Below are 25642 nucleotides of genomic sequence, written 5' to 3'. Positions count from 1 at the left end.
GATGTTCACCGGCATTATTGAGGAATTGGGCGAGATCGTCCGGGTGGCGCCGACGGCAGGCGATTCGGCGCTGCTGGGCGTACGCGGCCCACTGGTCACGTCCGACGCCCGCCACGGCGACTCGATCGCCGTCAACGGTGTCTGCCTGACCGTCGTGGACGTGGCCGGCGGTGTCTTCACCGCCGACGTCATGGGGGAGACGCTGCGTCGCTCCGCCCTGGGCGCGCTGCGCCCCGGCGACCCGGTCAACCTGGAGCGGGCCGCCGCCCTCGGTAGCCGGCTCGGCGGGCACCTCGTGCAGGGCCACGTCGACGGCGTCGGTGAACTGATCTCCCGGGAACCGGCCGAGCAGTGGGAGACGCTCCGGTTCCGGCTGCCCGCCGCCCTGTCCCGGTACGTGGTGGAGAAGGGCTCGATCACCATCGACGGTGTCTCGTTGACGGTCGCCGCCGTCGGCGCGGACGAGTTCGCCGTCGGGCTGATCCCGACCACGCTCAAGCTGACCACGCTCGGCGCGAAGGGCGTCGGCGACCCGGTCAACCTGGAGGTCGACGTGGTGGCCAAGTACGTCGAGCGGCTGCTCGGCGACCGGCTCACCCACGCCGACGCTCGCGGGCTGGCCTCGTACCCGGGCGGGGTGGCCTGATGGGCCCGCTCAGCTGGCTGCTGGACGCCCAGGTGCACGTCGCCGGGTCGCCGGTGCTGGCCAGGGAGATCGTCGGCAACGCGTTCGGGCTGGTCTCGGCGTTGCTCGGGTTGCGCCGGCTGGTCTGGGCGTGGCCGGTCGGCATGGTCGGCAACGCGCTCCTGCTCACCGTCTTCCTCGGCGGGGTGTTCGCCACCCCGCAGGAGCACGACCTGTACGGGCAGGCCGGCCGGCAGGTGTTCTTCTTCGCGGTCAGCGTCTACGGCTGGTGGCGCTGGCAGCGCAACCGCCGCGCCGACTCCGGGCAGGCCGCCGTCGTTCCGCGCTGGGCCACCGGACGGGAGCGACTGATGCTGCTGGTGGCCGCCGTGGTCGGCACCGCCGCGGCGTACCCGCTGCTCAAGGCCCTCGGCTCGTGGGGCCCGCTGCCCGACGCCTGGATCCTCACCGGCAGCCTGCTGGCCACGTACGGCATGGCCCGCGGCTGGGTCGAGTTCTGGCTGCTCTGGATCGCCGTGGACGCGGTCGGGGTGCCGCTGCTGCTGCGCGGCGGATTCTACCCCTCGGCCGTCATGTACCTGATCTACGGCGCTCTCTGCGTCTGGGGCTTCGCCGCCTGGTGGCGCACCTCCCGCGCCACCCGACCGGCCGCCGCCCGCACGCCCGTCTACACGGAGGCCGTCGCATGAGCGAGCGCGGCGAGCGAATCGGCAGGTTCAGGGCGAAGGTGCCTCGTGGCGTCATGGAGCGAAGCGGAGTGGCGGCATGAGCGAGCGCGGCGAGCGAATCAGCAGGTTCAGCACCGTGGTGGGTCATGACGCCATGGAACGAAGTGGAGTGGCGGCATGACCAGCTTTGGGGATATTGGGCAGGCTATCGCGGACATCGCGGCCGGCCGGCCGGTCGTCGTGGTCGACGACGCCGACCGGGAGAACGAGGGCGACCTGATCTTCGCGGCCGAGTTGGCCACGCCGGAGCTGATGGCGTTCATGGTGCGCTACACCTCCGGCTACGTCTGCGTCGCGCTGACCGAGAGCGAAGCCGACCGGCTCGACCTGCCGCCGATGCACCACACCAACCAGGATCGGCGCGGCACCGCGTACACGGTGACGGTGGACGCCCGCGAGGGCGTCAGCACCGGTATCTCGGCGGCCGATCGCGCCCACACCACCCGGCTGCTGGCCGACGCGGCGACCGACCCGACCGACCTGGCCCGCCCCGGACACGTGGTGCCGCTGCGCGCTCGCGAGGGCGGGGTGCTGCGCCGGCCGGGGCACACCGAGGCGGGGATCGACCTGACCCGGCTGGCCGGGCTGCGTCCGGCCGGCGTGCTCTGCGAGCTGGTCAACGACGACGGCACCATGATGCGCCTGCCGGACCTGGAGAAGTTCTCCGCCGAGCACGGCCTCACGCTCGTCACCATCGCCGACCTGGTCGCCTACCGTCGGCGTACCGAGAAGCAGGTCGAGCTGGTCGCCGACGCCCGGATGCCGACGAAGCACGGGGTGTTCCGGGCGCTGGGCTACCGCGCCGAGCACGACCCGGCCGAACATGTCGCGATGGTGCTGGGTGACCTCGGTGACGGCCAGGACGTGCTGGTCCGGGTCCACTCCGAGTGCCTGACCGGGGACGTGTTCGGCTCGCTGCGCTGCGACTGTGGGCCGCAGCTGGACGCCGCGCTGGCTCGGGTCGGGCGGGAGGGCCGGGGCGTGGTGCTCTACGTCCGTGGGCACGAGGGGCGCGGCATCGGGTTGCTGCACAAGCTGCAGGCGTACCAGTTGCAGGACCAGGGCCGCGACACCGTCGACGCCAACCTCGACCTGGGCCTGCCGGCCGACGCCCGCGACTACGGCACCGGCGCGCAGATCCTCTACGACCTGGGCGTGCGGTCGATGCGGCTGCTGACCAACAACCCGGCCAAGCGGGCCGGCCTGGAGGGGTACGGGTTGACCATCACCGGCCGCGAGGGACTGCCGGCCGGCGCGCACCCGGAGAACATGCGCTACCTGCGCACCAAGCGGGACCGGATGGGTCACCTGCTGGACGAGTTGGACGAGGTCTCCGAGGCGCCGCTGGGGCGTCCGGTCGCCGACGACGAGATCGGAGCATGACGATGGCGGGTTTCGGTGAGCCGGGAGTCGAGGCGGTCGACGCCGCGGGGCTGACCGTCGGGGTCGTTGCCGCCCGTTGGCACGGCGAGCTGACCGACCACATGTTGGAGCGTGCGGTGGCCGCCGCCGAGGCGTGCGGCGCGCGTTCCGTGGTCGCCCGGGTCGCCGGCTCGGTCGAGTTGCCGGTGGTCGCGCAGGCCCTCGCGCGCCGCTGTGACGTGGTGGTCGCCCTCGGCGTGGTGGTCCGTGGGGCAACCGCCCACTTCGACTACGTCTGCCGTTCGGTCACCGACGGGCTGACCCGGGTGGCGCTGGACGAGGGCAAGCCGGTGGCGCACGGCGTGCTGACGGTGGAGACCATCGAGCAGGCCCGCGACCGTGCCGGTCTGCCCGGCTCGGCCGAGGACAAGGGCTGGGCCGCCACGGTGGCGGCGCTCGACGCGGCGCTGGCCGTGCGGACGGTGGCGGCGGGCAACGCCCAACGGGTCGGCTTCGGCGGCTGACGCCCCGGGCCGTCTCCGAAGGCCCGCCGTCAGAGACGGCCGGCCTCGATGATCCGGCGCAGGAACTGCCGGGTACGCGGCTGCGTCGGCTCGCCGAGCACCTGCTCGGGCGGGCCGCTCTCGACCACCCGGCCGGCGTCGAGGAAGCACACCTCGTCGGCGACCTCCCGGGCGAAGCCCATCTCGTGGGTGGCCAGCACCATCGTCATGCCGTCGGCCTTCAGGTCGCGGATCATGGTCAGCACCTCACCGACCAGTTCCGGGTCGAGCGCGGAGGTGACCTCGTCGAGCAGCATCAGTCGAGGTGCGTTGGCCAGCGCCCGGACGATCGCCACCCGCTGTTGCTGCCCGCCGGAGAGCCGGTCCGGGTAGGCGTCCGCCTTGGCGGCGAGCCCCACCCGGTCGAGCAGCTCCCGGGCCTGCGCCTCGGCCTCCGCCCGGCTCCGCCCGTGTACGCGACGCGGCGCGAGGGTGATGTTGTCCAACACGCTCAGGTGCGGAAAGAGGTTGTACGCCTGGAACACCATGCCGATCCGCCGCCGGACCCGGTCCGGGTCCACCCGGGGATCGGAGATGTCCTCCCCGTCCAACTCGATGGTGCCGTCGTCGAGTTCGTCGAGCAGGTTGACGCAGCGCAGCAGGGTCGACTTGCCGGACCCGGACGCGCCGATCAGGGCCACCACCTGATGCTCGGCGACGGTCAGGTCGAGGTGGTCGAGCACGGCGTGCCCGCCGAACTCCTTGCGCAGGCCCCGACAGCGCAGCAACGCCATGGATCAGCCTCCCGACTGTCGGCGGGCCGCGCGCAGCGTCACCCAGTCGGTGACGGCGATCAGTGGGATCGCCAGCAGCACGAAGAGCACCCCCGCCACGATGTACGGCGTGTAGTTGAAGGTCTGGGCGGTGGCGATCTGCGCGGCGCGGACCGCGTCGATCGGCCCGGCCAGCGAGACCAGCCCGACGTCCTTCTGCAACGCCACCACGTCGTTGAGCAGTGGTGGCGCCACCCGGCGGACGGCCTGCGGCAGGACCACGTGCCGCATCGTCTGCCGGTGAGTCAGGCCCAACGAGCGGGCCGCGGCGAGTTGGCTGGAGTGCACCGACTCGATGCCGGCCCGGAACACCTCGGCGAGGTATCCGCCGTAGGTGAGGACCAACGCGATCCCGCCCAGCACCAACACCGGCGGCATTCCCTGCAACCGCAGCCCCGGCACGCCGAGGGTGAGCAGGTACAGCACGATGATCAGCGGTAGGCCGCGGAAGGTGTAGGTGTAGCCGGCGGCCAGCGCGCGGACCGGGAAGAAGACCGGCCCGCGCAGCGTCCGCAGCACGGCGAGCACCAGCCCGAGCAGCAGCGCGCCGACCGCACAGCAGACCAGCAGCCGTACGTTGAGCCAGAGCCCGCTCAGCACCGTCGGCAGCGCGTCGCGGGCGATCTCCGGATCCAGGAACGAGCGCCGGACCCGGTCCCAGCCCGGCGCCCCGGTCACCGCGAGCACCAGCAGCGTGCCGAGCGCCGCCGTCGAGGACGCCGCGACGAGCACGCTGTAGACGGTCTGTCGACGCCGGTACGCCGACCGCCGCAGCTGCGCCTCCGAGGGCACCCGATCCAGGAGGGTCACCGCAGCTCGGCCGCCCCCGCCACCTGGGCGAGCCACTTCTGTTCCAGCTCCTTCAACGTGCCCGCGGTGGTGAGTTGACCGACCGCCCCGCTCACGCAGGAGGTCAGCGGGGAGTTCTTGTCCAGCAGCAACCCGAACGCCTCGGGCGTACCGACCTGCGGCACCTGTCCGACGATCACGGCGTCGGTGATCTCCGCGCCGGTGATGTAGAAGGCGGTCGGAAGATCGACCACGAGACCGTCCAGCTGCCCGTTCTGAAGGGCCTTCTTGGCGTCGTCGTTGCTGTTGAAGACCTGCGGCTTGGCGGCCGGCTTGATCACGTCGGTGATCGCCTGGTAGCTGGTGGTGCCGACCTGCGCGCCGAGCCGAGCGTCCCGCAGTTCGGCCAGCGACGTCCGGCCGGCGATCTTCGAGGACTTCAACGCGATGACGGTCTGCCGCACCAGGTAGTACGGCGCGGAGAAGTCGACAGCCTGCTTGCGTTCGTCGGTGATGGAGAACTGGTTGATGTCGAAGTCGAAGTCCTTCGGCCCCGGCGCGATGGCGGTGTCGAACTTGACCCGGGTCCAGGTGACGTCGGCGCGGGCGTAGCCGAGCTTCTCGGCCACCGCGTACGCGACGGCGGATTCGAAGCCCTCGCCGCTGTCCGGCTTGTCCTTGGCGAACCACGGCTCGTACGCGGGCTGGTCGGTGGCGATGGTCAGCTTGCCCGGCGTACGCGTGGGCAGGCTGTCCTTCGCGCAGGACGGCGCTGCGGTGACAGTGGGGGTGGGTTCTTCGTCCTGTGGCGCGCATCCGGCGGTGGCTACGACGACGGCACCGGCGAGGGTGAGCGCGATAAGACGTGAGCGGCTGGCCATGGCGGACAGCGTAGAGCTCCATGGGCATCGATCGACAATTGTCCCACCATGTTGGTAGGGAATTGTCCGCTGGCTGGATTCCGGCAGACCCGGACGCGGGGTGCCGCCGGGGTGGCTGGAAGAATCGTCTCCCGTGAAGACGTTCGAGGAGTTGTTCGCCGAGCTGCAGGCCAAGGCCGCCGCCGGCACCCCGGGCTCGGGCACCGTCGCCGCGCTGGACAAGGGCGTGCACTTCATCGGCAAGAAGGTCGTCGAGGAGGCGGCCGAGTCGTGGATGGCCGCCGAGCACGAGGGGCCGGAGCGTACCGCCGAGGAGATCTCCCAGCTGCTCTACCAGGTCCAGGTGCTGATGCTTGCCAGTGGTCTCGAGCTCAAGGACGTCTACCGACATCTGTGAGTGCCCCCACCCCTGTTGATCGCCAACCGGATCGAAGGAGCACTCCGTCATGCTGCGTGTCGCCATTCCCAACAAGGGCACCCTGGCCGAACCGGCCGCCCAGATGCTGCGCGAGGCGGGCTACCGCCAGCGCACCGACCCCAAGGACCTCGTCTGCCGGGACGAGGCCAACGACGTCGAATTCTTCTACCTGCGCCCGAAGGACATCGCCACCTACGTCGGCTCCGGTGACCTCGACCTCGGGATCACCGGGCGCGACCTGCTGATCGACTCGGCCGCGCCGGCCGAGGAGGTCGTCGATCTCGCCTTCGGCCGGGCCACCTTCCGCTTCGCCGCCCGCCCCGACGACATCGCCTCCGTGCAGGAGCTGGGCGGTCACCGCATCGCCACCGCGTACCCGGGGCTGGTCGAGCGGCACCTCGGCGAGGTGGGCGTCAAGGCCGACGTGATCCGCCTCGACGGCGCGGTGGAGAACGCCGTACGCCTCGGCGTCGCCGACGTGATCGCGGACGTGGTGGAGACCGGCGCGACCCTGCGTCAGGCGGGCCTGGTGGTCTTCGGCGAGCCGCTGCTGCGCTCGTCGGCGGTGCTGGTCCGGCGTGCCGGCGCGCCCGCGCAACCGCAGGCCGAGCAGTTGCTGCGCCGCCTGCACGGTGTGCTGGTGGCCCGCCGCTACGTGATGCTCGCCTACGACGTGCCGGCCGGTCTGCTGGACCGGGCCAGCGGGCTCACCCCGGGCATCGAGTCGCCCACCGTGTCGCCGCTGCACCGCGAGGGCTGGGTGGCGGTGCAGGCGATGGTGCTCCGCGACGACGTGCACCGCATCATGGACGAGCTGTACGAGTTGGGCGCCCGCGCCATCCTCGTCACCAACATCCACGCCTGCCGCCTCTAACCTCCAACCCCACCCCACCCACCCCACCCCCGCCCCGCCACTTCAGGCCCCCGCCCGCGTCGATCATGGAGTTGTGGTGGCCGATTCAGCCGCATTTGCTCCTTTCGTCCACCACGACAACTCCATGATCGACGGGGCGGCGGGTGGCCTGGTGGCTGCTGGGAGCGGAAGATCGTGCTCGATCATTGACGTAGTGGCCTCGATCTCGACTCAGGCCACTGGATCCTGGATCCAGCACGATCTTGAGCGTGCTGGTCACCCTCGGGTCGGGGTGGTGGCTCGGCGGGTGGTGCGTTCGATGACCGAGCGCGGATGGCAGACTGGTGGGGTGAGTGAAACCGAACTGGTCCGCCTGAAGCCCCGCCGCATCCGCGTGGTCTGCTGGTCTGCGGCGGTCGCCCTGGTGGTGGTGTTCGGTCTGGTCGCTACCTCGCTGAGTGGCCCGACCGGCGATGGTTACGGCAGCTTCCAGCGCGGTGACCAGATCGCCATGATCGGCCTGGGCGTCTTCGGGGCGCTCGGCTTCCTGCTGTTCACCCGTCCCCGGGTGGAGGCCGATGCCCGCAGCATCCGGGTCCGTAACGTCGTCAGCTCCTACGAGCTGCCCTGGGAGGTTGTCCGGGGCGTCCGCTTCGATCGGGGCGCGCCGTGGGCCAGCCTGGAGCTGCACGACGATGACCTGCTGCCGATGGTCGCGTTGCAGGCCGCCGACAAGGAGCTGGCCGTCGACGGGGTCCGTGCGCTGCGCCGGCTGCACGAGGCCCACCAGGTCCGTCTCGCCGAACGCGCCGTCGGCCGCTGACCCGGCGGCGGCACCGCCTACGCCGACCCGGCGGCGGCACCGCCCACGCCGGTTCGCGGCGGCACCGCCTACGTCGGTTCGCGGCCGAACCGCCTACCGTCGGTTCGCGGCCGGATCCGTGCAGCGGCCGGGCCCGCCGTGCGCCCGGAACCCGCCCACCGTCGGCTCGCGGCCAGAACCGCCCAGCGGCCGGGCCCGCCGTGCGCCCCTCGCCAAGATCTAAACAAATTCCCTGAAACTGCTCCCTCCCGGCGGCCCTGAGGCAGCAGTTTCAGGGAGAGTGCGCGGATCTTGAAGCGGAGTGCCAGGGCGCACCCAAGCGGCGCGGCGCGGAACGTACGGGCCGGTCCCCGGTTGTGCCTGGCCGCAGGTCGTGCCCGGTTTGGGGGTCGTCGGGGCGCCGGTGTAGTGTTGTCGAGTCGACCAGGCTGTCTCCGCGTGCGAGCAGACAGCCTTTTGAAGCGGAGCGCCTGCTCCCACCCGAGTCGCCGCTACGGTGGCCGGGTCCGGTCACCGGTTCCGGGCATGTCCTGGTGCTGGATGCGCGATCCTTGTGGTCGTGCTGACCGGTCGAGCGGGCCCTGGCATATGCCGGGGCCTTCTGCTTTTCGGGTCGGTTCCCTCCCGGGAGCCGCAGGGGTCGGCGACAGAGCAGAAACGACTCGAGGAGGCCCCATCAGCGTCGAACCACGCGTGAACGAGCAGATCCGGGCACGTGAGGTCCGACTGGTCGGCCCAGAGGGTGAGCAGGTGGGCATCGTCCCGCTGGAGCGCGCTCTTCAGCTGGCCGCGGACGTCGATCTGGACCTGGTCGAGGTTGCGCCGATGGCGCGCCCGCCGGTGTGCAAGCTCATGGACTTCGGCAAGTTCAAGTACGAGAGCGCACTCAAGGCGCGCGAAGCGCGGCGTAATCAGCAGCAGACCGTCATCAAGGAAATGAAGCTTCGGCCGAAGATCGACCCGCACGACTACGAGACCAAGAAGGGTCACGTGGTGCGGTTCCTCAAGGCGGGCGACAAGGTCAAGGTGACGATCATGTTCCGCGGTCGCGAGCAGAGCCGCCCGGAGCTGGGTTACCGGCTCCTGCGCCGGCTCGAATCCGAGATCACGGAACTGGGATACGTCGAGGCCGCTCCGAAGCAGGACGGCCGAAACATGATCATGGTTCTCGCTCCGCACCGGGCCGTCAAGGCTTCCGCGGTCGCCGCCACGGCGTCTCGCGGTGGCCCTCGGGACCGGGCCGCGGACGAGTCCGCCGCTCCGGCAGCCGATGACACCGCGGCGGTCGGCGAGACCGCAGCAGCCGGTGACACCGGCACCGCCGCCACCAGCGGCGAGTAACAGGGGAGAAGACGTTCCACATGCCGAAGATGAAGAGCCACACGGGTATGGGTAAGCGGGTCAGGGTGACCGGCAAGGGCAAGATCGTTGCCCAGCAGGCCGGCCTTCGCCACAACCTGGAGAAGAAGCCCTCCACCCAGACCCGCCGGCTGACCGGCACGGTCGTGCTGGCCAAGGCCGACGTCAAGCGCATCAAGAAGCTGCTCGGCCGCTGACGCGCGCCACCTAACGTAATTAGGAGTTGAGATGGCACGCGTCAAGCGGGCTGTAAACGCCCAGAAGAAGCGTCGTACCCTGCTGGAGACCGCGAGTGGTTACCGCGGTCAGCGCTCCCGCCTGTACCGCAAGGCCAAGGAGCAGGTGCTGCACTCGATGCAGTACGCCTACCGGGACCGTCGCGACCGCAAGGGCGACTTCCGGCAGCTGTGGATTCAGCGGATCAACGCGGGCGCCCGGGCCAACGGGATGACCTACAACCGTCTGATCCAGGGCCTGCGTCTGGCCGGCATCGAGGTCGACCGCAAGATCCTGGCCGACATGGCTGTCAACGACGCCGCCTCCTTCGCGGCGATCGTCGAGCTGGCCCGGGCCGCGGTCACGGCCGAGGGCACCGGCGGCGCGGCGGCTCAGGCCGCCTGATCCCCACGCACCAGAGCGAGGCGTCTCCCGTTTCGGCACCGCCGTTCGGGGGGCGCCTCAATCGTGCCCGAGGAGCGCACACCATGGCTTTCACCCCGCGTACCCCGAGGGTTGTCGCCGCCCGCCGCCTGCAACGCCGCCGGGACCGCGACGCCACCGGCCGTTTCCTGGCCGAGGGCCCGCAGGCGGTCCGCGAGGCCCTCGCGCGGCCGGAGGTGGTCACCGAACTGTTCGGTACGACCACCGCGCTCGACCGGTACCCGGAGTTGGCCGCCACGGCGGCCCGCGCCGACGTGCCGGTCTCCGAGGTGACCGACGACGCCCTCGCGGCGCTCACCGAGACCGTCGCCCCGCAGGGGCTGGTGGCCGTCTGCCGGCACCTGGACGTCTCACTGGAACAGGCCCTCGCGGGTGCGCCCCGGCTGGTGGCGGTGCTGGCCGATGTCCGTGACCCGGGCAACGCCGGCACGGTGCTGCGCACCGCCGACGCCGCCGGTGCGGGTGTGGTGGTCTTCGCCGGGGACGCCGTCGACCCGTACAACGGCAAGTGTGTGCGGGCCTCGGCCGGCAGCCTCTTCCACGTCGACGTGGTGCGCGCCCCCGACCCGGTCGCGGTGGTCGACGCGCTGCGTGCCGCCGGGCTGTCGATCTTCGCCACCACCGGGTACGGCGACAACGACCTGGATGATCTGACCGATTACGGTCGGCTCGTCGGGCCCACCGCCTGGCTGTTCGGTTCCGAGGCGCACGGGCTGCCCGAGGAGTTGACCACCGCTGCCGACACCACGGTGCGGGTGCCGCTGTACGGGCGCGCGGAGAGCCTCAACCTGGCTGCGGCCGCCGCGGTGTGCCTGTACGCTTCAGCGAGAGCACAGCGCTGAGGGTGAACGCCTCGGCGTGACTGACAGCAGGGGAGAGCGTCCGTCCATGAACGCGCCACGGCGTTCGTTTAGCCAGCCCGCCGGTGTCGGCGGGCGGCGGGCCTGACCTGCTCCCTGCGCAACTCCTACCGGCGGGCTGCGGCACAGCCGCGCGTCCGTAGACTCGCCTAGCCGCCCCGGTGAGGGCTGGCGCCGCCGTGAGGGAGTGCCCGTACGCCATGAGCTACCGCAACGATCCGTACGACCCGAAGCAGGTCGCCCTGCTCGACCCCGCCGCCCTGGACGAGGCCGTGGCGGACGCCACGAAGGCGTTCACGGCGGCGACCGACCCGGACGCGCTGACCGCGCTGCGCTCGGCGCACCTGGGTGACCGGTCACCGGTCTCCCTGGCCCGCCGGGAGATCGGCGCGTTGCCGCCGGCCGCGAAGTCCGACGCCGGCAAGCGGGTCAACGAGGCCCGCCGGGCGATCGAGACCGCCTACGCCGACCGTGCCGAGGTGGTGGAGCGCGAGCAGGCCGAGCGGGTGCTGGTCGAGGAGCGGGTGGACGTCACCCTGCCCTACGACCGGCGTCCGCGGGGTGCCCGGCACCCGTTGAGCACCCTGATGGAGTCGATCAGCGATCTCTTCGTCGGGATGGGCTACGAGGTGGCCGAGGGGCCCGAGGTCGACCTGGAGTGGGTCAACTTCGACGCGTTGAACATCCCCGCCGACCATCCGGCGCGCGGGTTGATGGACACCTTCCACATCGCACCGGAGGGCTCCGGCCTGGTGCTGCGTACGCACACCTCGACGGTGCAGACCCGCACGATGCTCAGTCGCAAGCCGCCGATCTACGTGATCGTGCCGGGTCGCGTCTACCGCACGGACGAGATCGACGCCACCCACAGCCCGGTGTTCCACCAGGCCGAGGGTCTGGTGGTCGACAAGGGCATCACGATGGCCCACCTGCGGGGCACGCTGGACCACTTCGCCCGGGCGATGTTCGGCCCGGAGGCGAAGACCCGGTGGCGGCCGCACTACTTCCCGTTCACGGAGCCGTCGGCGGAGTTCGACGTGTGGTTCCCGGAGCACCGTGACGGCCCGCAGTGGGTCGAGTGGGGTGGCTGCGGCATGGTCAACCCGCGGGTGCTGCGTGCCTGCGGCGTCGACCCGGAGGTCTACTCCGGATTCGCCTTCGGCATGGGCATCGACCGGACCCTGATGGTCCGGCACGGGGTCAGCGACATCCGCCATCTCTTCGAGGGCGACGTGCGGTTCAGCCGCGCGCTCGGGACCGGGGCGTAGGCGATGCGGGTACGAGACACGGGAACGGTGGTCTGAAGTCATGCGAGTTTCTGTCAGTTGGCTACGGGAGTATGTCGATCTCCCCGCCGACCTGCCCACCGGTGATCTGGAGCAGGCCCTTGTCGACCTCGGTATCGAGGTCGAGTCCGTGGTGGACCTGCGCGAGAGCGTCACCGGGCAGCTCGTCGTCGGCGAGGTGCGCGAGATCGAGGAGCTGACCGGCTTCAAGAAGCCGATCCGGTTCTGCCGGGTGGACGTGGGTGCCGCCAACGGCACCGGCGAGCCGCAGGAGATCGTCTGCGGGGCGCGGAACTTCGCCGTCGGTGACCGGGTGGTGGTGATCCTGCCCGGTGGTGTGCTGCCCGGCGGGTTCGCGATCGGCGCCCGTAAGACGTACGGGCACAACTCGGCCGGCATGATCTGCTCGGCGAAGGAGCTGGGCCTGGGCGACGACCACTCGGGCATCATCGTGCTGCCGCCGGACGGCGCGGCCAAGCCGGGTGACGACGCGCGGCCCGTCGTCGGCCTCGACGACGTCGTGTTCGAGCTGGAGATCACCCCGGACCGGGGGTACGCGCTGAGCCTGCGCGGCCTGGCCCGGGAGCTGTCGCACGCGTTCGACGTGCCGCTGCGCGATCCCGCCCTGGTGCCCGCCCCGACCGGCACCGAGGCGCCGGCGTATCCGGTGGAGGTCCGCGACACGGTCGGCTGCGACCGGTTCACGGCCCGCCTGGTGCGGGGCGTCGACCCGGGCGCGCCCACGCCGTCGTGGATGGCCCAGCGGCTCGTGACGGCCGGCATCCGCAGCATCTCGCTGCCGGTCGACATCACCAACTACGTGATGTTGGAGCTGGGCCAGCCGATGCACGCCTTCGACGCCGACCGGATCGCCGGGCCGCTGGTGGTCCGTCGCGCCGAGGCGGGGGAGAAGCTGACCACCCTGGACGGCGTCAACCGGGTGCTCACCGCCGACGACATGGTCATCTGTGACGACACCGGCCCGATCTCGCTCGCCGCGGTGATGGGCGGCGAGAGCAGTGAGGTCGACACCGGAACGACCACCAATGTGCTCTTCGAGGCCGCCCACTGGGATCCGGCGATGGTCGGGCGCACCGCCCGTCGGCACAAGCTGTTCAGCGAGGCCGCGAAGCGCTGGGAGCGGGGCGTCGACCCGGCCGTGCCGCTGGTCGCGATGGAGCGTGCCGTGCGGCTGCTCACCGAGCACGGCGGTGGCACCCCGAGCGCGGAGATCCTCGACATCAACCACGTCCGGCCGCGTAGCCCGATCAGTCTGCCGGCGGACCTGCCGACCCGGCGGGTCGGTGTCGAGTACCCGCCGGCGCGGGTGGTGGCCCTGCTCGAGCAGGTGGGCTGCACCGTCGCGCAGGGCGCGGACCGGTTGTCCGAGGACCCGGGCGCGGTCGGCGTGGCCAGCGGCGTCGGGACGGTGCTGAGCGTCACCCCGCCGACCTGGCGGCCCGACCTGACCGACCCGGCCGACCTGGTCGAGGAGGTGGTCCGCCTCGACGGGTACGACCGGGTGCCGTCGGTGCTGCCGACCGCGCCCCCGGGGCGCGGATTGACCCCGCGGCAGCGTCGCCGCCGGGCGGTCGCCGGGTCGCTGGCCGAGCGGGGGTACGTGGAGGTGCTCGCGCACCCGTTCGTGTCGCCGGAGCTGGCCGACCAGCTCGGCCTGCCGGCCGACGACAGTCGTCGGCCCGCGGTGCGGTTGGCCAACCCGCTGTCCGAGGAGGAGCCGCTGCTGCGTACCACGCTGCTCGGCCCGCTGCTCGGCATCCTCAAGCGCAACCTCGGCCGGGGTAACCGCGACCTGGCCCTCTACGAGATCGGTGCGGTCTTCCACCCGCGCGTCGGCGCCGGCAGCCCGCCGGCGATGGGCGTGGACCGTCGCCCCACCGACGAGGAGTTCGCCGCCGCCGACGCGGTGGTGCCGGCGCAACCGGTGCACGTCGCGGTGGTGCTCTCCGGTGACCTGGACCCGGCCGGCTGGTGGGGGGCGGGTCGACCGGCCGGCTGGGCGGACGCGATCGAGGCGGCCCGGGACGTGCTGGCCGCCGCCGGGATCCCCGACGAGCGGGTCGAGGTGCGTGCCGCCGAGTACGCGCCGTGGCACCCGGGTCGCTGCGCCGAGCTGCGGGTCGACGGCTCGGTGGTCGGACACGCCGGTGAGTTGCACCCGGTGGTGGTGGCGACGCTGGAGCTGCCCCGCCGCACCAGCGCGATGGAGCTGAACCTCGACACGCTGCCGCCGACGCCGGTGACGCCGGCGCCGACGGTTTCCGGGTTCCCGCCGGCGTTGATCGACGTGGCTCTGGTGGTGGACGAGTCGGTGCCGGCGGAGCAGGTGCGCCGGGCGCTGGAGGCGGGTGCCGGTGAGCTGCTGGAGGACGTGCGGCTGTTCGACGTGTACTCGGGCGCGCAGCTCGGCGAGGGTCGCCGGTCGCTGGCGTACAAGCTGACGTTCCGGGCACCGGACCGGACGCTCACCGTCGAGGAGGCGGTCGCGGCACGGGACGCGGCGGTCGCCGTCGCGGCGGAGCGGCTCGGCGCCACCCTGCGCGGCGCCTGACGCGACCACGACGGCCCCGGTACCCCGCAGCGGGTACCGGGGCCGTCGTCGTGTCGCCGTCGGCTCCGGCGTGTCGGGCTTCCGACAGGCAACGCCGACCTTCGTCGCCCGCGGCGGCGTCCCCCGGCAGGTCGCGATGGCCGGGCACCAGGCATCCGTCCTCGCTGGCATGCGTCGGCGTCGATCCGAGGTGGCGTTCGGGTGGCCGGGCGAGGCCTGGGCGTCGACGTCGCCGACCGTCTCACGAGCCTTTCCGAGATCGACACGAATCGGTAGCCTTGCCTGGCGAAGGGGTGAGCGCCGACGCCTGTCGCAGGCCTTCAGGTCAAGGAGCAGCGCATGATCGAGGCAATCGTCGCCGGAGCGCTCGTCAAGATCGCCGAGGGGTCCGGGGCTGCTCTCGTCGACATGATCCGGCGGCGGTTCGTCGGCAGGGACGAGCCGGCGGGAATGCTCGAATCCCTGGACCGGGTCGCGCGGGGCGACGCCTCGGCGGACGACGTGGCTCAACTCCGTGCGCTTCTGGCCCGTCTCGCGGCGGAGGATCCCGAGTTCCTGCGGGAGCTCCGGCATCCGGCGACGCCGGCTGGCAGCACGAACGTGGTTGCCTCCAGCAACGTGGGCAAGCTGGTGCAGGCCCAGCGCGTCGGCGACATCACGATGTAGCCGGAAGGTGACCGACATGGAGCCCGCCTCCGGAAGCTCGTCGCGCAACGTCGCCGAGGGCCTGGTGGCGCACCAGGTCGTCCAGGTGGGCACCTCCGGCGCGATCTACGTCGAACAGCCGCGCACGGCCCCGCGCGCGCCCGAGCCACCGCACATGCTCCCGGGCGGCATCGGGAGGATCGTCGGCAGGCACCACCTGCTGCACGAGATGGACGAGGCGATGACCGCGCCGGGCTCGCGCTGCTGCATGCTCTGGGGGTTGGCCGGCTCGGGGAAGACCACCCTCGCGGTGGCCTGGGCCAGCTCGCGCATCGCCGAGTATCCCGACGGGCAGTTCTTCGTCGACATGCGCGCGTACTCCGGCACACCGCGCATTGAGGCCCGGGACGCCCTGCGGAGCTTCCTGGCCACGCTGGGGATCAACCGGTCCGACCTGCCGGACGACGAGGCGGAGTGGGGCGGCGTCTTCCGGGCCGTCACCGCCGGCCGGCGGTGCCTCGTCGTCGTGGACAACGTGGGTTCCTACGAGCAGGTTCGGGACCTGGTGCCGGGCTTCGGGTCGGTGTTGGTCGTGACCAGCCGCCGGGCGATCCCCGAGATGAGCGTTCGGCACGACGCCCGGGTCATCAAACTTCCGTTGCTGACCCTTGACGAGGGGGTGGAGCTCATCGCCGAACGTGTCGGGTTTGTCCGCGTCGAACGGGAGCAGGCCGCCGCCCGGCGCATCGTGCGGCTTCTGGAGGGGCATCCGTTGGCGCTGGCCATCGTCTCGGCGAAGCTCGCCATCCAGACCACCTGGACGATCGACGACGCCGCGAGGGGGATCGAGGAGGAGCAGAGCCCACTTCGGTTCCTCGATGACGCTGGTCTGGGCATCGAGGTCGGACGCGTCATCTCCTGGTCGCTGGACGATCTCGACGCGGCGACGACGAAGGTTCTGTACGTCGCGTCCATGCTGCCCAGCAACGAATGCTCGGTCGCGGTGCTGTGCCTCGTCCTCGACCAGCCCCGGCGGGTGTGCGACCGCAGTCTCCAAGCCCTGTGCCTGGCCTCCCTCATCGACGAGATCAGCCCTGGCCGATACCGCTTCCACGACCTGATGAAGGCATATCTCGCGGAGACCCTCGGGCAGGCGCTGGACCCCGCCGAGCAGGAGCTGACCGCGCGCCGCATCCGCACCGTGTACCTGGCGTTGAGCTACGTCGCCGATCGCGCCATCGACCCACACCGGGATTCCCTGCCGGTGGACCGCGAGCTGCTGGCGGTCGTCGGGTCGGTCAGCTTCACCGTGGCGCAGGCCCTCTCCTGGTTCGAGTCGATCACCGCGTCCATGACCTACCTCATCAAGGCGGCGCGCGCCGATGAGGACCTCGCCTTCATCACCCGGTTCGCGCGGGCGGTCAACACGTTCCTCTACTGGCGACAGGACGTCACCAGAACGGTGTCCGTCCAGCGGGAGGCGGTCGCCGCGGCGGCCGCCGGTGACCCGGCGATGGAGGCGTTGTCCCGACGCGCCCTGGGACGGGCCCTCGCGGACATCGGCGAGCTTGAGCCGGCGAAGGAGCAGTTGCGCGCCTCCATGGCGCTGGACGCGGCGTCCGGCGACGATTCGGGTCGGGCGTCGTCACACCACGCCATGGCCGAGCTCTGCCTCCGATCGGGTGACCACCGGGAGGCGCTGCGCTGGGGGTTGCGGGCGGCCCGGGAATCCAGGAGCGGCAACAACGTCGTCCGTGAGGCCCGGGGTCTGTACGACGCGGCCCGAGCCCTGAACGAGACGGGTCACCATTCGTGGGCCCGGGGGCTCGGCCTGCGCAGTCTCGCCATGTGCGAGGAGCGCGGCAACGACTACGGCCGGGCTCTGGCCCTGCGTCTGCTCGGCGCGACCGGCCTGCGGTCGGGCGAGGTCGAGGAGGGCTGCACCTGGTTGGAGCGGGCCTGGCGGGTGGAGGAGTCCCTCGGCAACTTCCGTTCCGTGCGGACGATCCTGGGCCAGCTCGAGCAGGCGTACGGTCAGTGCGGGAACGTGAGCGCCGTGGAAGAGGTCCGACGGGCACTGGCCCGTCTGGAGCACTACCCGGATCTCACCCAGTCGACGTTGGTGGTCGGGAGTCCGGCGACATGAGCCCTCGGTACGCGCCGCTCGTCCCGGCTGATGAGCTGGCCAGCCCTGCGTCCTATCGGCAACTGCGGCGGGAGCGGGAGGTCGCGAGGTTCCGCCGCGAGATCGAAGCGATGGTCGACGGTGCCTGCCGGGCGGAGGCGGACGGCCCGCTCCTGCGGAACACCTTCACGTCGCTGAGCGGGAACCTCGCGGACGAGGGTGCTCTCAGCTTCGCCGGGCTCGTCCCACCGGAGCGTTTCGACAGCGCGCGGCGGGCGTACGACTCGGCGATCGACACCAGGGGCAGTCGTGGCTCGCTGCACAGCTACCTGAACGTCGCCGACGCGGGCTCCCTGGTCGCGCACCCCGACTTCCGGGAGGCGTTCTCTCATCCCCTGCTGGTCGCGCTCGTCGCGCACGCCCTCGGCGGGCCCGTCAAGATCATCGACTTGCGGGCCAAGGACACGCAGCCACTGGACGTCGTGGCGCGGGACAACACCCTGCACGTCGACAACAGCCCCTTCATGGACGAGTTCAAGGTGATCGTCACCTGGACGACGGGCACCGGTCGAGGGCCCTCGGGGCAGGGGCTCACCTACCTGCCCCGCACCAATCGGCTCCTGCGGCAGTGCTTCGTGGACGACGACGGCACCGTGTGGAGCGACGAGGACAGCTGCATCTTTCCCTCTCAGGCCCGGGTGGACGAGGCGCTCGCCGCCCAGGCCCGTTTCTTCGACGACGGCCTTCCGCGGGTCGTCCATCTTCAGGACATCGCGGCACCGTGTCACACGATCTTCGCCGCGAGTCGGCTGGTCCACCACCGGTACCGTACGTCCGCCGGCGGGCCGCGCAGCGCGATCATGGCGGCGTTCCACCGGACCGACGAGGGCACCGGCTTCCTCGGCGCCGAAGACCTTGCGGGGTCGGCTCTCGACCGGTTCCTGTTGGCGACCGGGGACGGGCGCCCCTTTCTGGAGCTTCTCGCCGACGAGATGCCGCGGATCGTCGCGGCGCTCGCGGCCGCCGCGTCCCGGCCCGGTTTCGTCGTCGAACCGGACCGGCATCTCCTGCGCGACGAGGGCTTCCGCGCCTGGTACGAGCGGCAGAGCGCCGGTGTCTCCCTCGACCGGCTGCGCCGCGCCACGCTCGCCTCGGCCGCCGCCGCCGACACGCCCATCGTGCAGCGCCTCGTTCTGCGCATGCAGTACGACCTGCAGGGCGCCCTCAACATGCCGCTCTACACCGACCTGCGGGAGGAGGTGCGGAAGCGGGCGCGGATCGTGATCCGGGAGATGACGCCGGAGCACATCCGCGACATCGTCATGCGGCACGACCTCGGTGCGGTCCTGCGCACGGAGTCCGTGGCGCCGCCCCGGCCGGTCAGCGAACTCGCCGAGGAGCTGCGCGGCGCGCTGGTCGCTCTGCGTCGGCTCCTGCCGACGGACCTCGCGTCCCGGCCCGCCGGCCCGGTCTGGGGTTCGACCGACGGGAGCGCGGCCGCGCTGTCCCTGCGGCGCTTCATCGTCGACCTGTGCGTCGCGGCCGCCGACATCGCCGACGACGCGTCGCTGGCCACCGGGTGTGTGTTCGGTGCCCTCGGCTCCGTGCTGGCCGACGACCTCTTCGACCTGGGCGCTGCGGGCCGCGAGGTCACCGCCGAGTTGTTCGGGATCTACCTTCGGTTGGCGGCCCCCTCACTGGGCGAACGGTGCCCGGCGCACCCGGAGAAGGACAAGCTGGACACCTATCTCAAATCCGTGAACGAGGAGAGGCAGACCGCCAAGCTGGCGTCCGAGGTCTGGTTTCAGGCCGCCTCCGCCGAGGTGACCGCGCGTAACGACGACTTCGTTCGCACGCTGCTGCGGCGTGTGCTGCCGCCGGGGCGACCGTCGCCGGAGTCCGGCGATCTCGGCGCGCTGCTGGCGGATCCCGCCGCGCTGGGCGCGTACTACTGGGAGCGGGTCCTAACCGGGAAGTCGGTGGCCGTGCGCTTCGGTGCTGCCGATCTCGACACCCTCGACGGCTACTTCGGGCCGACGGCCGGCCGGAGCCTGCCGGAGACTGTCGCTCGGCTACGCGAGGAGACCACCCCGGGCTCGCCGGCCGCGCACCTGCTCCGCGGCATCGAGCGGCTCGCGTCACGACGGGGCCAGTCGCATGCCGAGGCGTGCCGGGACGTCATGGGCCGATTGTCGGCGCACTGGCCGGACCTCGCCCGACGGTGTCGGGGCGGCCCGGATGCCGCACCGCTGCCGGCCGATCGCATCCTCGCGGCGCTTGACGGTGCGATCGGCGTCGCCGGCAACGAGGGCCGGCGCCCGCGCCACTCGTCGCCGGGCGTCGGCGGGCCCGGGGCGGGTTCGGCCGAGGTGTTGTTGACGACCGCCGAGGCGCGGGAGTTGGCCCGCGTCTACATGCTCGCCCGGCTCTGCTTCAGCGCTGAGGAGTTCCGGGTCGCACAGCTGCTGGCCGGTGATCCACGAGTCCGGTACGCCGTCCTCGCCACCCATCTGTACCTGGTCTCCGAGGTGTCACGGTCGGCGGCGGAACTCGTCCACGGCTGGGGCACCGCGAAGATCCTGCTGCCCTTCACCGAGGCCTTCGTCAACGTCTCCGGCTACTCGTCGTCCGTCGTCGATCTCGCGCCGAACCCGAAACTGATCACCGTCATCAGCAACAACCTGTTACCGGCCGTGGCCGGCGAGTTGCTGCGGCGGGACGCCACCGTCGACGAGGTGGATGCGGACATTCTGGCCGCAGGTGTCCAGGCAGCCGTACAACGAGGCGTCTTCGACGTCACCATCGGCCTGTTCCACCAGGCCGACCAGGGGGACGTGGTGTCCCTGTCCGGCCTGAGTCGGCGGGTCTGTCCGGCGGTCCGGCCGTTCGGCGCGTTCTGCCGGCGTTGGTTGCCGTACTTCTTCGACCGTCATCCCAGCGCTTCGAAGCGAGCCGGTACGCCGGGGGCGAACTGCTGGGCCTGATGGCCGTGCACCCGGAGTGTGACTTGTCGCCGCGACCGGACAGCCAGGCCGGGCATCGGACCGGGCGCTCACCGCCGAGGAGACGGTCGCGGTACGGAAACGCGTCGTTCGCTGTCGCGGCTGATCGCCTCGGCGTCACCGGGTGCGACGCCTGACGGATCTCGACGGGTCTCCTCATACGGGACGCCGGAGGAGACCCTCAACCGTCGCTGGATTCCAGGTTGCCGAGCTTGCGCAGGTTCGACAGATCGCGGACGGTGATCCGTCGGTAGTCGGTGTCGACCAACCCGTCGTTTCGCAGCTCGCGAAGTGCCTTCTGGATCGCCGTCTCGGACGCGCCACAGATGGTGGCGAGGTCGGGCTGGGTGAGTCGTACGTCGATGACGATGCCGTCCAGCCCCTGCCGGCCGTGGGTGCGGCACAGCTCGGCGATCACCCGGGCGACACGCAGCTTCACCGGGTAGGAGGTGAAGTCGATCCGGCGTCGGTTGGACCAGCGCAGCCGGTCGGACACCATCGCGGCGAGTTCGAGAGCGGCGTCGGGATGTTCGGTGAGGAACCGCTTGAACCGGTCCGGCTGGATCACGCTGTACCGTGCTGGCCCACATGTCGTGACGGTCGCGGAGCGCGGTGCGTCGTTGAGCGCGGACATCTCACCAACGAGATCACCCCCGACCCGGAGCGACAGCAGGGCCGGCCGACCGTCCGGCAACGTCGCGGTGACCTTGGTAAGGCCCTCTTCGAGGAGCACCAGGTGTGATTCGCGGGTGCCCTCGTGGATCACGATCTGCCCGGCGGGCACCTGACGGCGGACGCCCAACCCCAGGAGCGCCGTCCGCACCTGCGGTGTGAGCCGTTGCAGAAACGTGCCGTAGGGCCACTCGCCGCCGGATATCGCGCGTGGTCGTCGCATGTGTGGCATCAACCCCCTCGTCCACCGACAGGTGCCGTAGCGTAGCCGTTCCTGCGCGCAGCGCGATGCCCCCGTTTCGGTGGCGATGTCGACCAGGAGGCGGACGGCAATCAGCGCAAGCACGGCCAGCGGTGACCATTGGAGGGTAAGCAGCAGCTCGACAACATCTGTCCTCATGCGACAAGGACACCGCCGCGGTGCACAGCCGACACCCGCACAGGATGGGATGACCGTTTTTCGACAGTCCCAGGCGATGCCGTACTTCTACGGGATCCCGACCGGTCCCCGACGGTTCGATGGCTCCTGCGGTGCTCGCCGCTGGGCGAGCCGGGTGACGAAGGGCGGGACGTTCGATGCGACATCCTGAGCGACGACTGTTGATTTCCGTCGATATGGAGCGCTACAGCCGACGCAGCAACCTGCAGCAGTACGAGGCGCAGCGGCACTTTCGGGAACTGCTGCACGAGGCGGCTGACGCGGTCGGCCTGGACCGCGTGGCCTGGGTCACGCAGCAGGCGGGCGACGGCGAGTTGGCGGTCGTGCCACGCGAGGTGTCCGAGTCCCGGGTCATCGGCCGGTTCGTGCCGGAGCTGAACCGGCGGCTGCGTAACCACAACAGCAGCCGCGTCCCGGCCGCCCGCATCCGGTTGCGGGTGGCTGTGCACCAGGGGCTCGTGCACCTCGACGGCGCGAACGGCTTCCCCGGCAACGCCGTCGTCTTCGTGTGTCGGCTGTGCGAGGCCGACCCCGTCAAGAAGGCCCTGGCGGCCTTTCCCGGGGCCGGGGTGGCGCTTGTCGTCTCGACCGAGATCTTCCGGGACGTGGTCAGCGAGTATCCGGAGGAGATGCGACCCGAGCGTTTCGTGCGGATCGAGGTGGACCATCCGGACAAGGAGTTCCGTGAGTACGCCTGGCTCTGTGTGGTGGACGAGGATCTCACCGCCGCAGCGGTCCCCGGCGTTGCGGCCGCCGCGGGGGAGCGTGCCGAGCCGGCCACGGAACGGCAGGTGGAGCCCGCCGAGGAGAAGACCGGCGACGGCGCGACGGAGCGCGGGCCCCGGTCAGCCGGCCCGGCCGACGCATCTGGACAGAGCATTCGTACCGGGGACGTCCACGTGCGGGGGCAGAACGCGATAGGCCAGGGTGCGACGGCGATCGGCTCGATTGGCCGCGACGTGAACTCCGCCCCGAGGCGGGGCGGGTCCCGATGATCGGGCGACACCCCTCCACGGCCCCCGGCACCGATCGGGACCTGGACGACCTCTGGCACGACGGGCCGGAGGAGCCGCCCGGCGGCGACCCGCTCGGTGACGCCGTGGCCGACGGGACGCCGGACGGATCGACAGTCCCGGCATCGTCTGATGGTGTGGAGGAGCCGGGCTCGGCCGAGACGCAGCCGGAGGAGCCACCAGAGGGGGAGGAGGCGGACGAGCCCGAGGACATTCCTGACCCCAGGGACGTGCTGCGTCGGCTCGCCGGTCTGCTGGGCGCACCAAGCATCGATGTCGGCGACGTCCGAGTCCAGGGGCAGAACGCCACAGGCCAGGGCGCCGTCGCCATCGGCACGGTGAACGTCACCACCGCGCGGTCCGACGGCGCCGGGCGCGTCTGGTTCGAACCGATCGCCGGCGCCACCGTGCGCGAGATCGCCAACGGGTACGCCCACGCAGCGAGTGACCAGCGACTCGACCACCACCTCCAGCGCCACCACCTGGTCTGCCTGTCCGGCACGGTCGGGAGTGGACTGTCCACCTCGGCGACCCTGGCCGTTGCCCGCAAGCACGGATCCGACCGGGTGTGCGCCCTCGGTGTCGAGCAGTTGTCCGACCTCCTCGGGGCGGGGGAGTCGTTGCCCGGCGGGCACGGCTACGTGCTCCGCCTGAGCGAGGTGGTTCTCCGCGAGGTCGACGGTTTCACACTCGTCGCACTCGCCGCCAAGGCCGCGACGGCGGGCATGACGGTGGTCCTGGTCGGGGACTTCTCCCAGCGGAGGCACGACTTCGTGGGCCACGTCGTGGAGCACCGGCCGGCCTCGTCCGTCGAGGTGTTCCGGGCGCAACTCCGCCACCAACTCCGCGGGCGGTGTGTCGGGTGGTGCGAGGCCGCCTGCGACGGGAGTTGTCTGGAGCGGTACGTGGATGTGGACTGCGTCGGACATCCACTGCTGTCGGCGTACCTGGCCGGTGAGCCTCGACCCGGCGAGGTCCTGAAGATCGTCGAGATGATCGCTCGCACCGTTCCCAGGGCTGTCACCCTGACCGAGCGGTTGGAGCAGTTGTTGCCACTCCAGCTTCGCGAGCGGGCCGTCGAGATCCTCGACGTGCAGTCCAACGGCGAGGAGGTCGACGGCTTCACGCACGAGGAGGTGCGCGCGTTCCGCCTCTCGTGTGCCGTACTCGCCGGACAGCCCGTGGCAGAGATGCACCAGGCTGCCCAACGTCTGGCCCGCCTGGGCTTCGACGACGTGACGTCCACTGATGCACCACTTCGTGGGTCGGCGATCGACGCCCTTCTGGGGTCGACACTGAGCCAGGCCGTCACCCGGCTGCACGAGGTACGCGTGCCGGGTGGGTGCCGGATCGAGTTCCCGGCGGGCACCGAGCCCCTCAGGTCCGCGTTGCTGGAGGTCGCCTGGACCGATTGGTGGACTCCCGAACAACTCCTCGACTGGCTGGCGGATCTGATCCGCGGTGACGTTCCGGCGGTCCGACAGGCCGCCGCCGGGGCGATCGGGTGGTCGGCGACCCGCGACGTGCAGGCAGCCCTCGACACGGTGGGAGTGCTGGCCCGGGAACGGCGGGCCGGGGTCCGGCAGGCCGCCGCGATCGTGCTCGTGGCCATGGCGATGCAGCCGACGCTGCACCATCGGGTCCGCACCGAGGTCGACCGGTGGGCCGCCGGTCCGGCAGCTCACCTACGCGACACCGTGGCACGCGCGTACAGCCTCGGGCTGGCCCAGCTCTGGCCGGACGCGGCGCTGGTGCAGTTGCGCCAGGTGGCGCACGCGCGGATGCAGCGATGGAACAACTCGGTCGTCCGCGGGCTCGTCGAGGTGTACCGCAACGGGCACGCGGCGAGCGTCGTACCGGCGCTCGTGGACTGGACCGCGTCCGCCGACCCCGAGGTGCGGCTGCACGCCGCGCGGACCCTACGGGTGCTCGCGGACCGCTGGACGGAGCCGCCGAGAGAGCACTGGCCCGAACTGCTGCACCTGGTCGACCAGGGCACGATCCGGCTGGCCGACCTGGCCGTGCTCTGGGCGACCGCCCTGAGCCTGCCGTGGACCGCGTACCGCTCGTGGCGGACCCTCGGATTCTGGCTGGACCGGGCGGACCGGCAGCCGGCCGTCGCCGTGCACTGCCTCGAACTGGTGCGTCACGTGATCGCTGGGCAGCCCGCCTTGCGTCATCGCCTGGACCATCAGCTCCGCCACGTGTGGCGTCCCGTGCTGCCCCACAACGACCTGCTCGACGAGGTACGACGACTTATCGATGAGGAGATCCGATGACGATGAATCCGCCTGGCGGCCCGGGCACGAGGCCACCCATTCCGACGCAGGTGCAGGGTCGCCGGTGGTGGCACGCGTTCTTTCCGCCAGCCGAGCTTCCGGTGCCGCCGCCTCCGCTGCCGCCGGTCGTGCCCACCACCGCGACGTTTCGGCAGGACGTCCCGGGGCCGATCCTGGTACCGGCGAAGGGGGACGCGTTCGACTTCCGGCTGCACGTGGTCTACACCTGGACCGCGCAGAACATGGCGTCCGAGGAGCTTCGGCTCCGCGCCGAGCGTTACCTGGGTTGGGCCGCCGGGATCGTCCGGGAACAGGCGGTCGATCTGGCGCGTGCACACGAGCCGCACCGTTCGCATGATCTGGAACGCGCCCTGAACGGCCATTTCGCCGGTCAGCGCTGGCCGCGTGAGGGTGTGACGCCGCACTTCGGCGTGCTCGTCCGCGTCAGCCCGGACGAGCGGGTCCGGGAACGCCTTCGGCCGTACTGGGAGGATCGGATCAGGCTCGAGTGTGATCATGAGTTGCAGAAGATCAGGGCGACCCAGGCGGACGAGCTGACTCGTCGCTGGTGTGCGGTGTTGCAAAATCTCGAGGGCGATCCGGTGACCTCGCATGCGGCGCGGTTGACCGGGGAGCAGTTCGCCGAGGTGTTCCGCCGATATGTGGAGGAACGTCGAGAGACTGTTCCCGACCTCGTCAAACTGCTCCGTGAGGCGGTGCGTGGACATGGTGATCTCGGCATGGGACCGAGCGAGTACACGGAAGCATGGGATGCGGCCCTGAGGACGTACGAGCGTCAGCACGGGCTGTCCGAGCGGGTGAACTGACACGCGGTGTCCTCTGCCAGGATCGTCTGGCAGAGGACGCCCAGGGCGTTGATCGGCGTGATTCATC

The 25642-nt window shown here is 71.1% G+C and carries 23 protein-coding genes; 19 read left to right on the top strand and 4 right to left on the bottom strand.

Translation table 11 applies throughout. The annotated features are described in order from the left end of the window. Position 1 precedes the first annotated feature (1 nt). The 4 genes from AB0877_RS24295 to ribH all read left to right on the top strand — a co-directional run bounded on the left by AB0877_RS24295 (position 2) and on the right by ribH (position 3260). The gene (locus AB0877_RS24295; protein ID WP_366611703.1) at positions 2 to 646 is read left to right on the top strand and encodes a riboflavin synthase; all 645 of its coding nucleotides are present in this window, start codon (positions 2 to 4) and stop codon (positions 644 to 646) included. Beyond that, positions 646 to 1335, top strand: a complete 690-nt coding sequence (pnuC, locus tag AB0877_RS24290; protein ID WP_366611701.1) for a nicotinamide riboside transporter PnuC — start codon at positions 646 to 648, stop codon at positions 1333 to 1335. Before AB0877_RS24295 ends, pnuC begins: the two co-directional genes overlap by 1 nt. Positions 1336 to 1491: 156 nt before the next feature. Then, positions 1492 to 2757, top strand: coding sequence for a bifunctional 3,4-dihydroxy-2-butanone-4-phosphate synthase/GTP cyclohydrolase II (locus AB0877_RS24285; RefSeq protein WP_366611700.1), 1266 nt, complete (start codon positions 1492 to 1494; stop codon positions 2755 to 2757). 2 nt (positions 2758 to 2759) lie between these two features. Beyond that, positions 2760 to 3260, top strand: coding sequence for a 6,7-dimethyl-8-ribityllumazine synthase (ribH, locus tag AB0877_RS24280; RefSeq protein WP_030335701.1), 501 nt, complete (start codon positions 2760 to 2762; stop codon positions 3258 to 3260). 29 nt (positions 3261 to 3289) lie between these two features. On the opposite strand, the gene AB0877_RS24275 is transcribed toward ribH, so the two are convergent. Genes AB0877_RS24275 through AB0877_RS24265 form a run of 3 tightly spaced genes read right to left on the bottom strand, consistent with a single transcriptional unit; the run spans position 3290 to position 5742 of the window. Further along, positions 3290 to 4033, bottom strand: coding sequence for an amino acid ABC transporter ATP-binding protein (locus AB0877_RS24275; RefSeq protein ID WP_366611699.1), 744 nt, complete (start codon positions 4031 to 4033; stop codon positions 3290 to 3292). Positions 4034 to 4036: 3 nt separating this feature from the next. Next, positions 4037 to 4873, bottom strand: coding sequence for an amino acid ABC transporter permease (locus tag AB0877_RS24270; protein ID WP_357233471.1), 837 nt, complete (start codon positions 4871 to 4873; stop codon positions 4037 to 4039). A gap of 5 nt (positions 4874 to 4878) precedes the next feature. Then, complete coding sequence (locus tag AB0877_RS24265) at positions 4879 to 5742, bottom strand: ABC transporter substrate-binding protein (protein ID WP_366611697.1); 864 nt, start codon at positions 5740 to 5742, stop codon at positions 4879 to 4881. A gap of 133 nt (positions 5743 to 5875) precedes the next feature. On the opposite strand from AB0877_RS24265, the gene AB0877_RS24260 reads away from it, so the two are divergent. The 12 genes from AB0877_RS24260 (at position 5876) to AB0877_RS24205 (ending at position 20327) form a co-directional block, all read left to right on the top strand. Continuing rightward, positions 5876 to 6139, top strand: a complete 264-nt coding sequence (locus AB0877_RS24260; RefSeq protein ID WP_030335709.1) for a phosphoribosyl-ATP diphosphatase — start codon at positions 5876 to 5878, stop codon at positions 6137 to 6139. 49 nt (positions 6140 to 6188) lie between these two features. Continuing rightward, positions 6189 to 7034: an ATP phosphoribosyltransferase gene (gene hisG, locus AB0877_RS24255; RefSeq protein WP_030488425.1), complete on the top strand. Its 846-nt coding sequence runs from the start codon at positions 6189 to 6191 to the stop codon at positions 7032 to 7034. A 328-nt stretch (positions 7035 to 7362) separates the two neighbouring features. Further along, positions 7363 to 7836, top strand: a complete 474-nt coding sequence (locus AB0877_RS24250) for a PH domain-containing protein (RefSeq protein ID WP_366611695.1) — start codon at positions 7363 to 7365, stop codon at positions 7834 to 7836. A 693-nt stretch (positions 7837 to 8529) separates the two neighbouring features. Next, the gene (gene infC / locus AB0877_RS24245) at positions 8530 to 9177 is read left to right on the top strand and encodes a translation initiation factor IF-3 (protein WP_357355251.1); all 648 of its coding nucleotides are present in this window, start codon (positions 8530 to 8532) and stop codon (positions 9175 to 9177) included. 20 nt (positions 9178 to 9197) lie between these two features. Continuing rightward, entirely contained in the window at positions 9198 to 9392 is a 195-nt protein-coding gene (gene rpmI, locus AB0877_RS24240; protein WP_030488428.1) for a 50S ribosomal protein L35, read from the top strand. Positions 9393 to 9423: 31 nt separating this feature from the next. Then, positions 9424 to 9816 carry a 50S ribosomal protein L20 gene (gene rplT, locus AB0877_RS24235; protein ID WP_007458417.1) on the top strand — a complete coding sequence of 131 codons (393 nt, stop codon included), beginning with the start codon at positions 9424 to 9426 and terminating at the stop codon, positions 9814 to 9816. 83 nt (positions 9817 to 9899) lie between these two features. Further along, the gene (locus AB0877_RS24230; protein WP_366611692.1) at positions 9900 to 10697 is read left to right on the top strand and encodes an RNA methyltransferase; all 798 of its coding nucleotides are present in this window, start codon (positions 9900 to 9902) and stop codon (positions 10695 to 10697) included. Between the two features lie 218 nt (positions 10698 to 10915). Then, positions 10916 to 11983, top strand: coding sequence for a phenylalanine--tRNA ligase subunit alpha (gene pheS, locus AB0877_RS24225; RefSeq protein ID WP_366611691.1), 1068 nt, complete (start codon positions 10916 to 10918; stop codon positions 11981 to 11983). 40 nt (positions 11984 to 12023) lie between these two features. Then, positions 12024 to 14573 (top strand): phenylalanine--tRNA ligase subunit beta, encoded by a 2550-nt coding sequence (gene pheT, locus AB0877_RS24220; protein WP_366611690.1) that lies wholly within the window; start codon positions 12024 to 12026, stop codon positions 14571 to 14573. A 339-nt stretch (positions 14574 to 14912) separates the two neighbouring features. After that, entirely contained in the window at positions 14913 to 15239 is a 327-nt protein-coding gene (locus AB0877_RS24215; protein ID WP_366611688.1) for a hypothetical protein, read from the top strand. Between the two features lie 16 nt (positions 15240 to 15255). Continuing rightward, positions 15256 to 17364, top strand: coding sequence for an NB-ARC domain-containing protein (locus AB0877_RS24210; RefSeq protein WP_366611687.1), 2109 nt, complete (start codon positions 15256 to 15258; stop codon positions 17362 to 17364). Then, on the top strand, positions 17361 to 20327 hold the full coding sequence (locus AB0877_RS24205; protein WP_366611685.1) for a hypothetical protein: 2967 nt from the start codon (positions 17361 to 17363) through the stop codon (positions 20325 to 20327). The genes AB0877_RS24210 and AB0877_RS24205 overlap by 4 nt, the downstream gene beginning before the upstream one ends. Before the next feature lie 199 nt (positions 20328 to 20526). Here AB0877_RS24205 and AB0877_RS24200 read toward each other — a convergent pair whose 3' ends face one another. After that, entirely contained in the window at positions 20527 to 21240 is a 714-nt protein-coding gene (locus tag AB0877_RS24200; RefSeq protein WP_366611684.1) for a Crp/Fnr family transcriptional regulator, read from the bottom strand. A 377-nt stretch (positions 21241 to 21617) separates the two neighbouring features. On the opposite strand from AB0877_RS24200, the gene AB0877_RS24195 reads away from it, so the two are divergent. The 3 genes from AB0877_RS24195 to AB0877_RS24185 are packed head-to-tail and all read left to right on the top strand — an operon-like array spanning position 21618 to position 25575. Continuing rightward, positions 21618 to 22451: a hypothetical protein gene (locus AB0877_RS24195; RefSeq protein ID WP_366611682.1), complete on the top strand. Its 834-nt coding sequence runs from the start codon at positions 21618 to 21620 to the stop codon at positions 22449 to 22451. Next, complete coding sequence (locus AB0877_RS24190; protein ID WP_366611681.1) at positions 22448 to 24748, top strand: HEAT repeat domain-containing protein; 2301 nt, start codon at positions 22448 to 22450, stop codon at positions 24746 to 24748. Before AB0877_RS24195 ends, AB0877_RS24190 begins: the two co-directional genes overlap by 4 nt. Further along, complete coding sequence (locus AB0877_RS24185) at positions 24745 to 25575, top strand: hypothetical protein (protein ID WP_366611679.1); 831 nt, start codon at positions 24745 to 24747, stop codon at positions 25573 to 25575. Before AB0877_RS24190 ends, AB0877_RS24185 begins: the two co-directional genes overlap by 4 nt. Positions 25576 to 25642 lie beyond the last annotated feature (67 nt).

This window comes from Micromonospora sp. NPDC047644, from assembly GCF_040704315.1.
Taxonomy (GTDB): Bacteria; Actinomycetota; Actinomycetes; order Mycobacteriales; family Micromonosporaceae; genus Micromonospora.
Note: the sequence above shows the minus strand (reverse complement) of the source record. Positions and strands in the feature narration are given on the sequence as shown.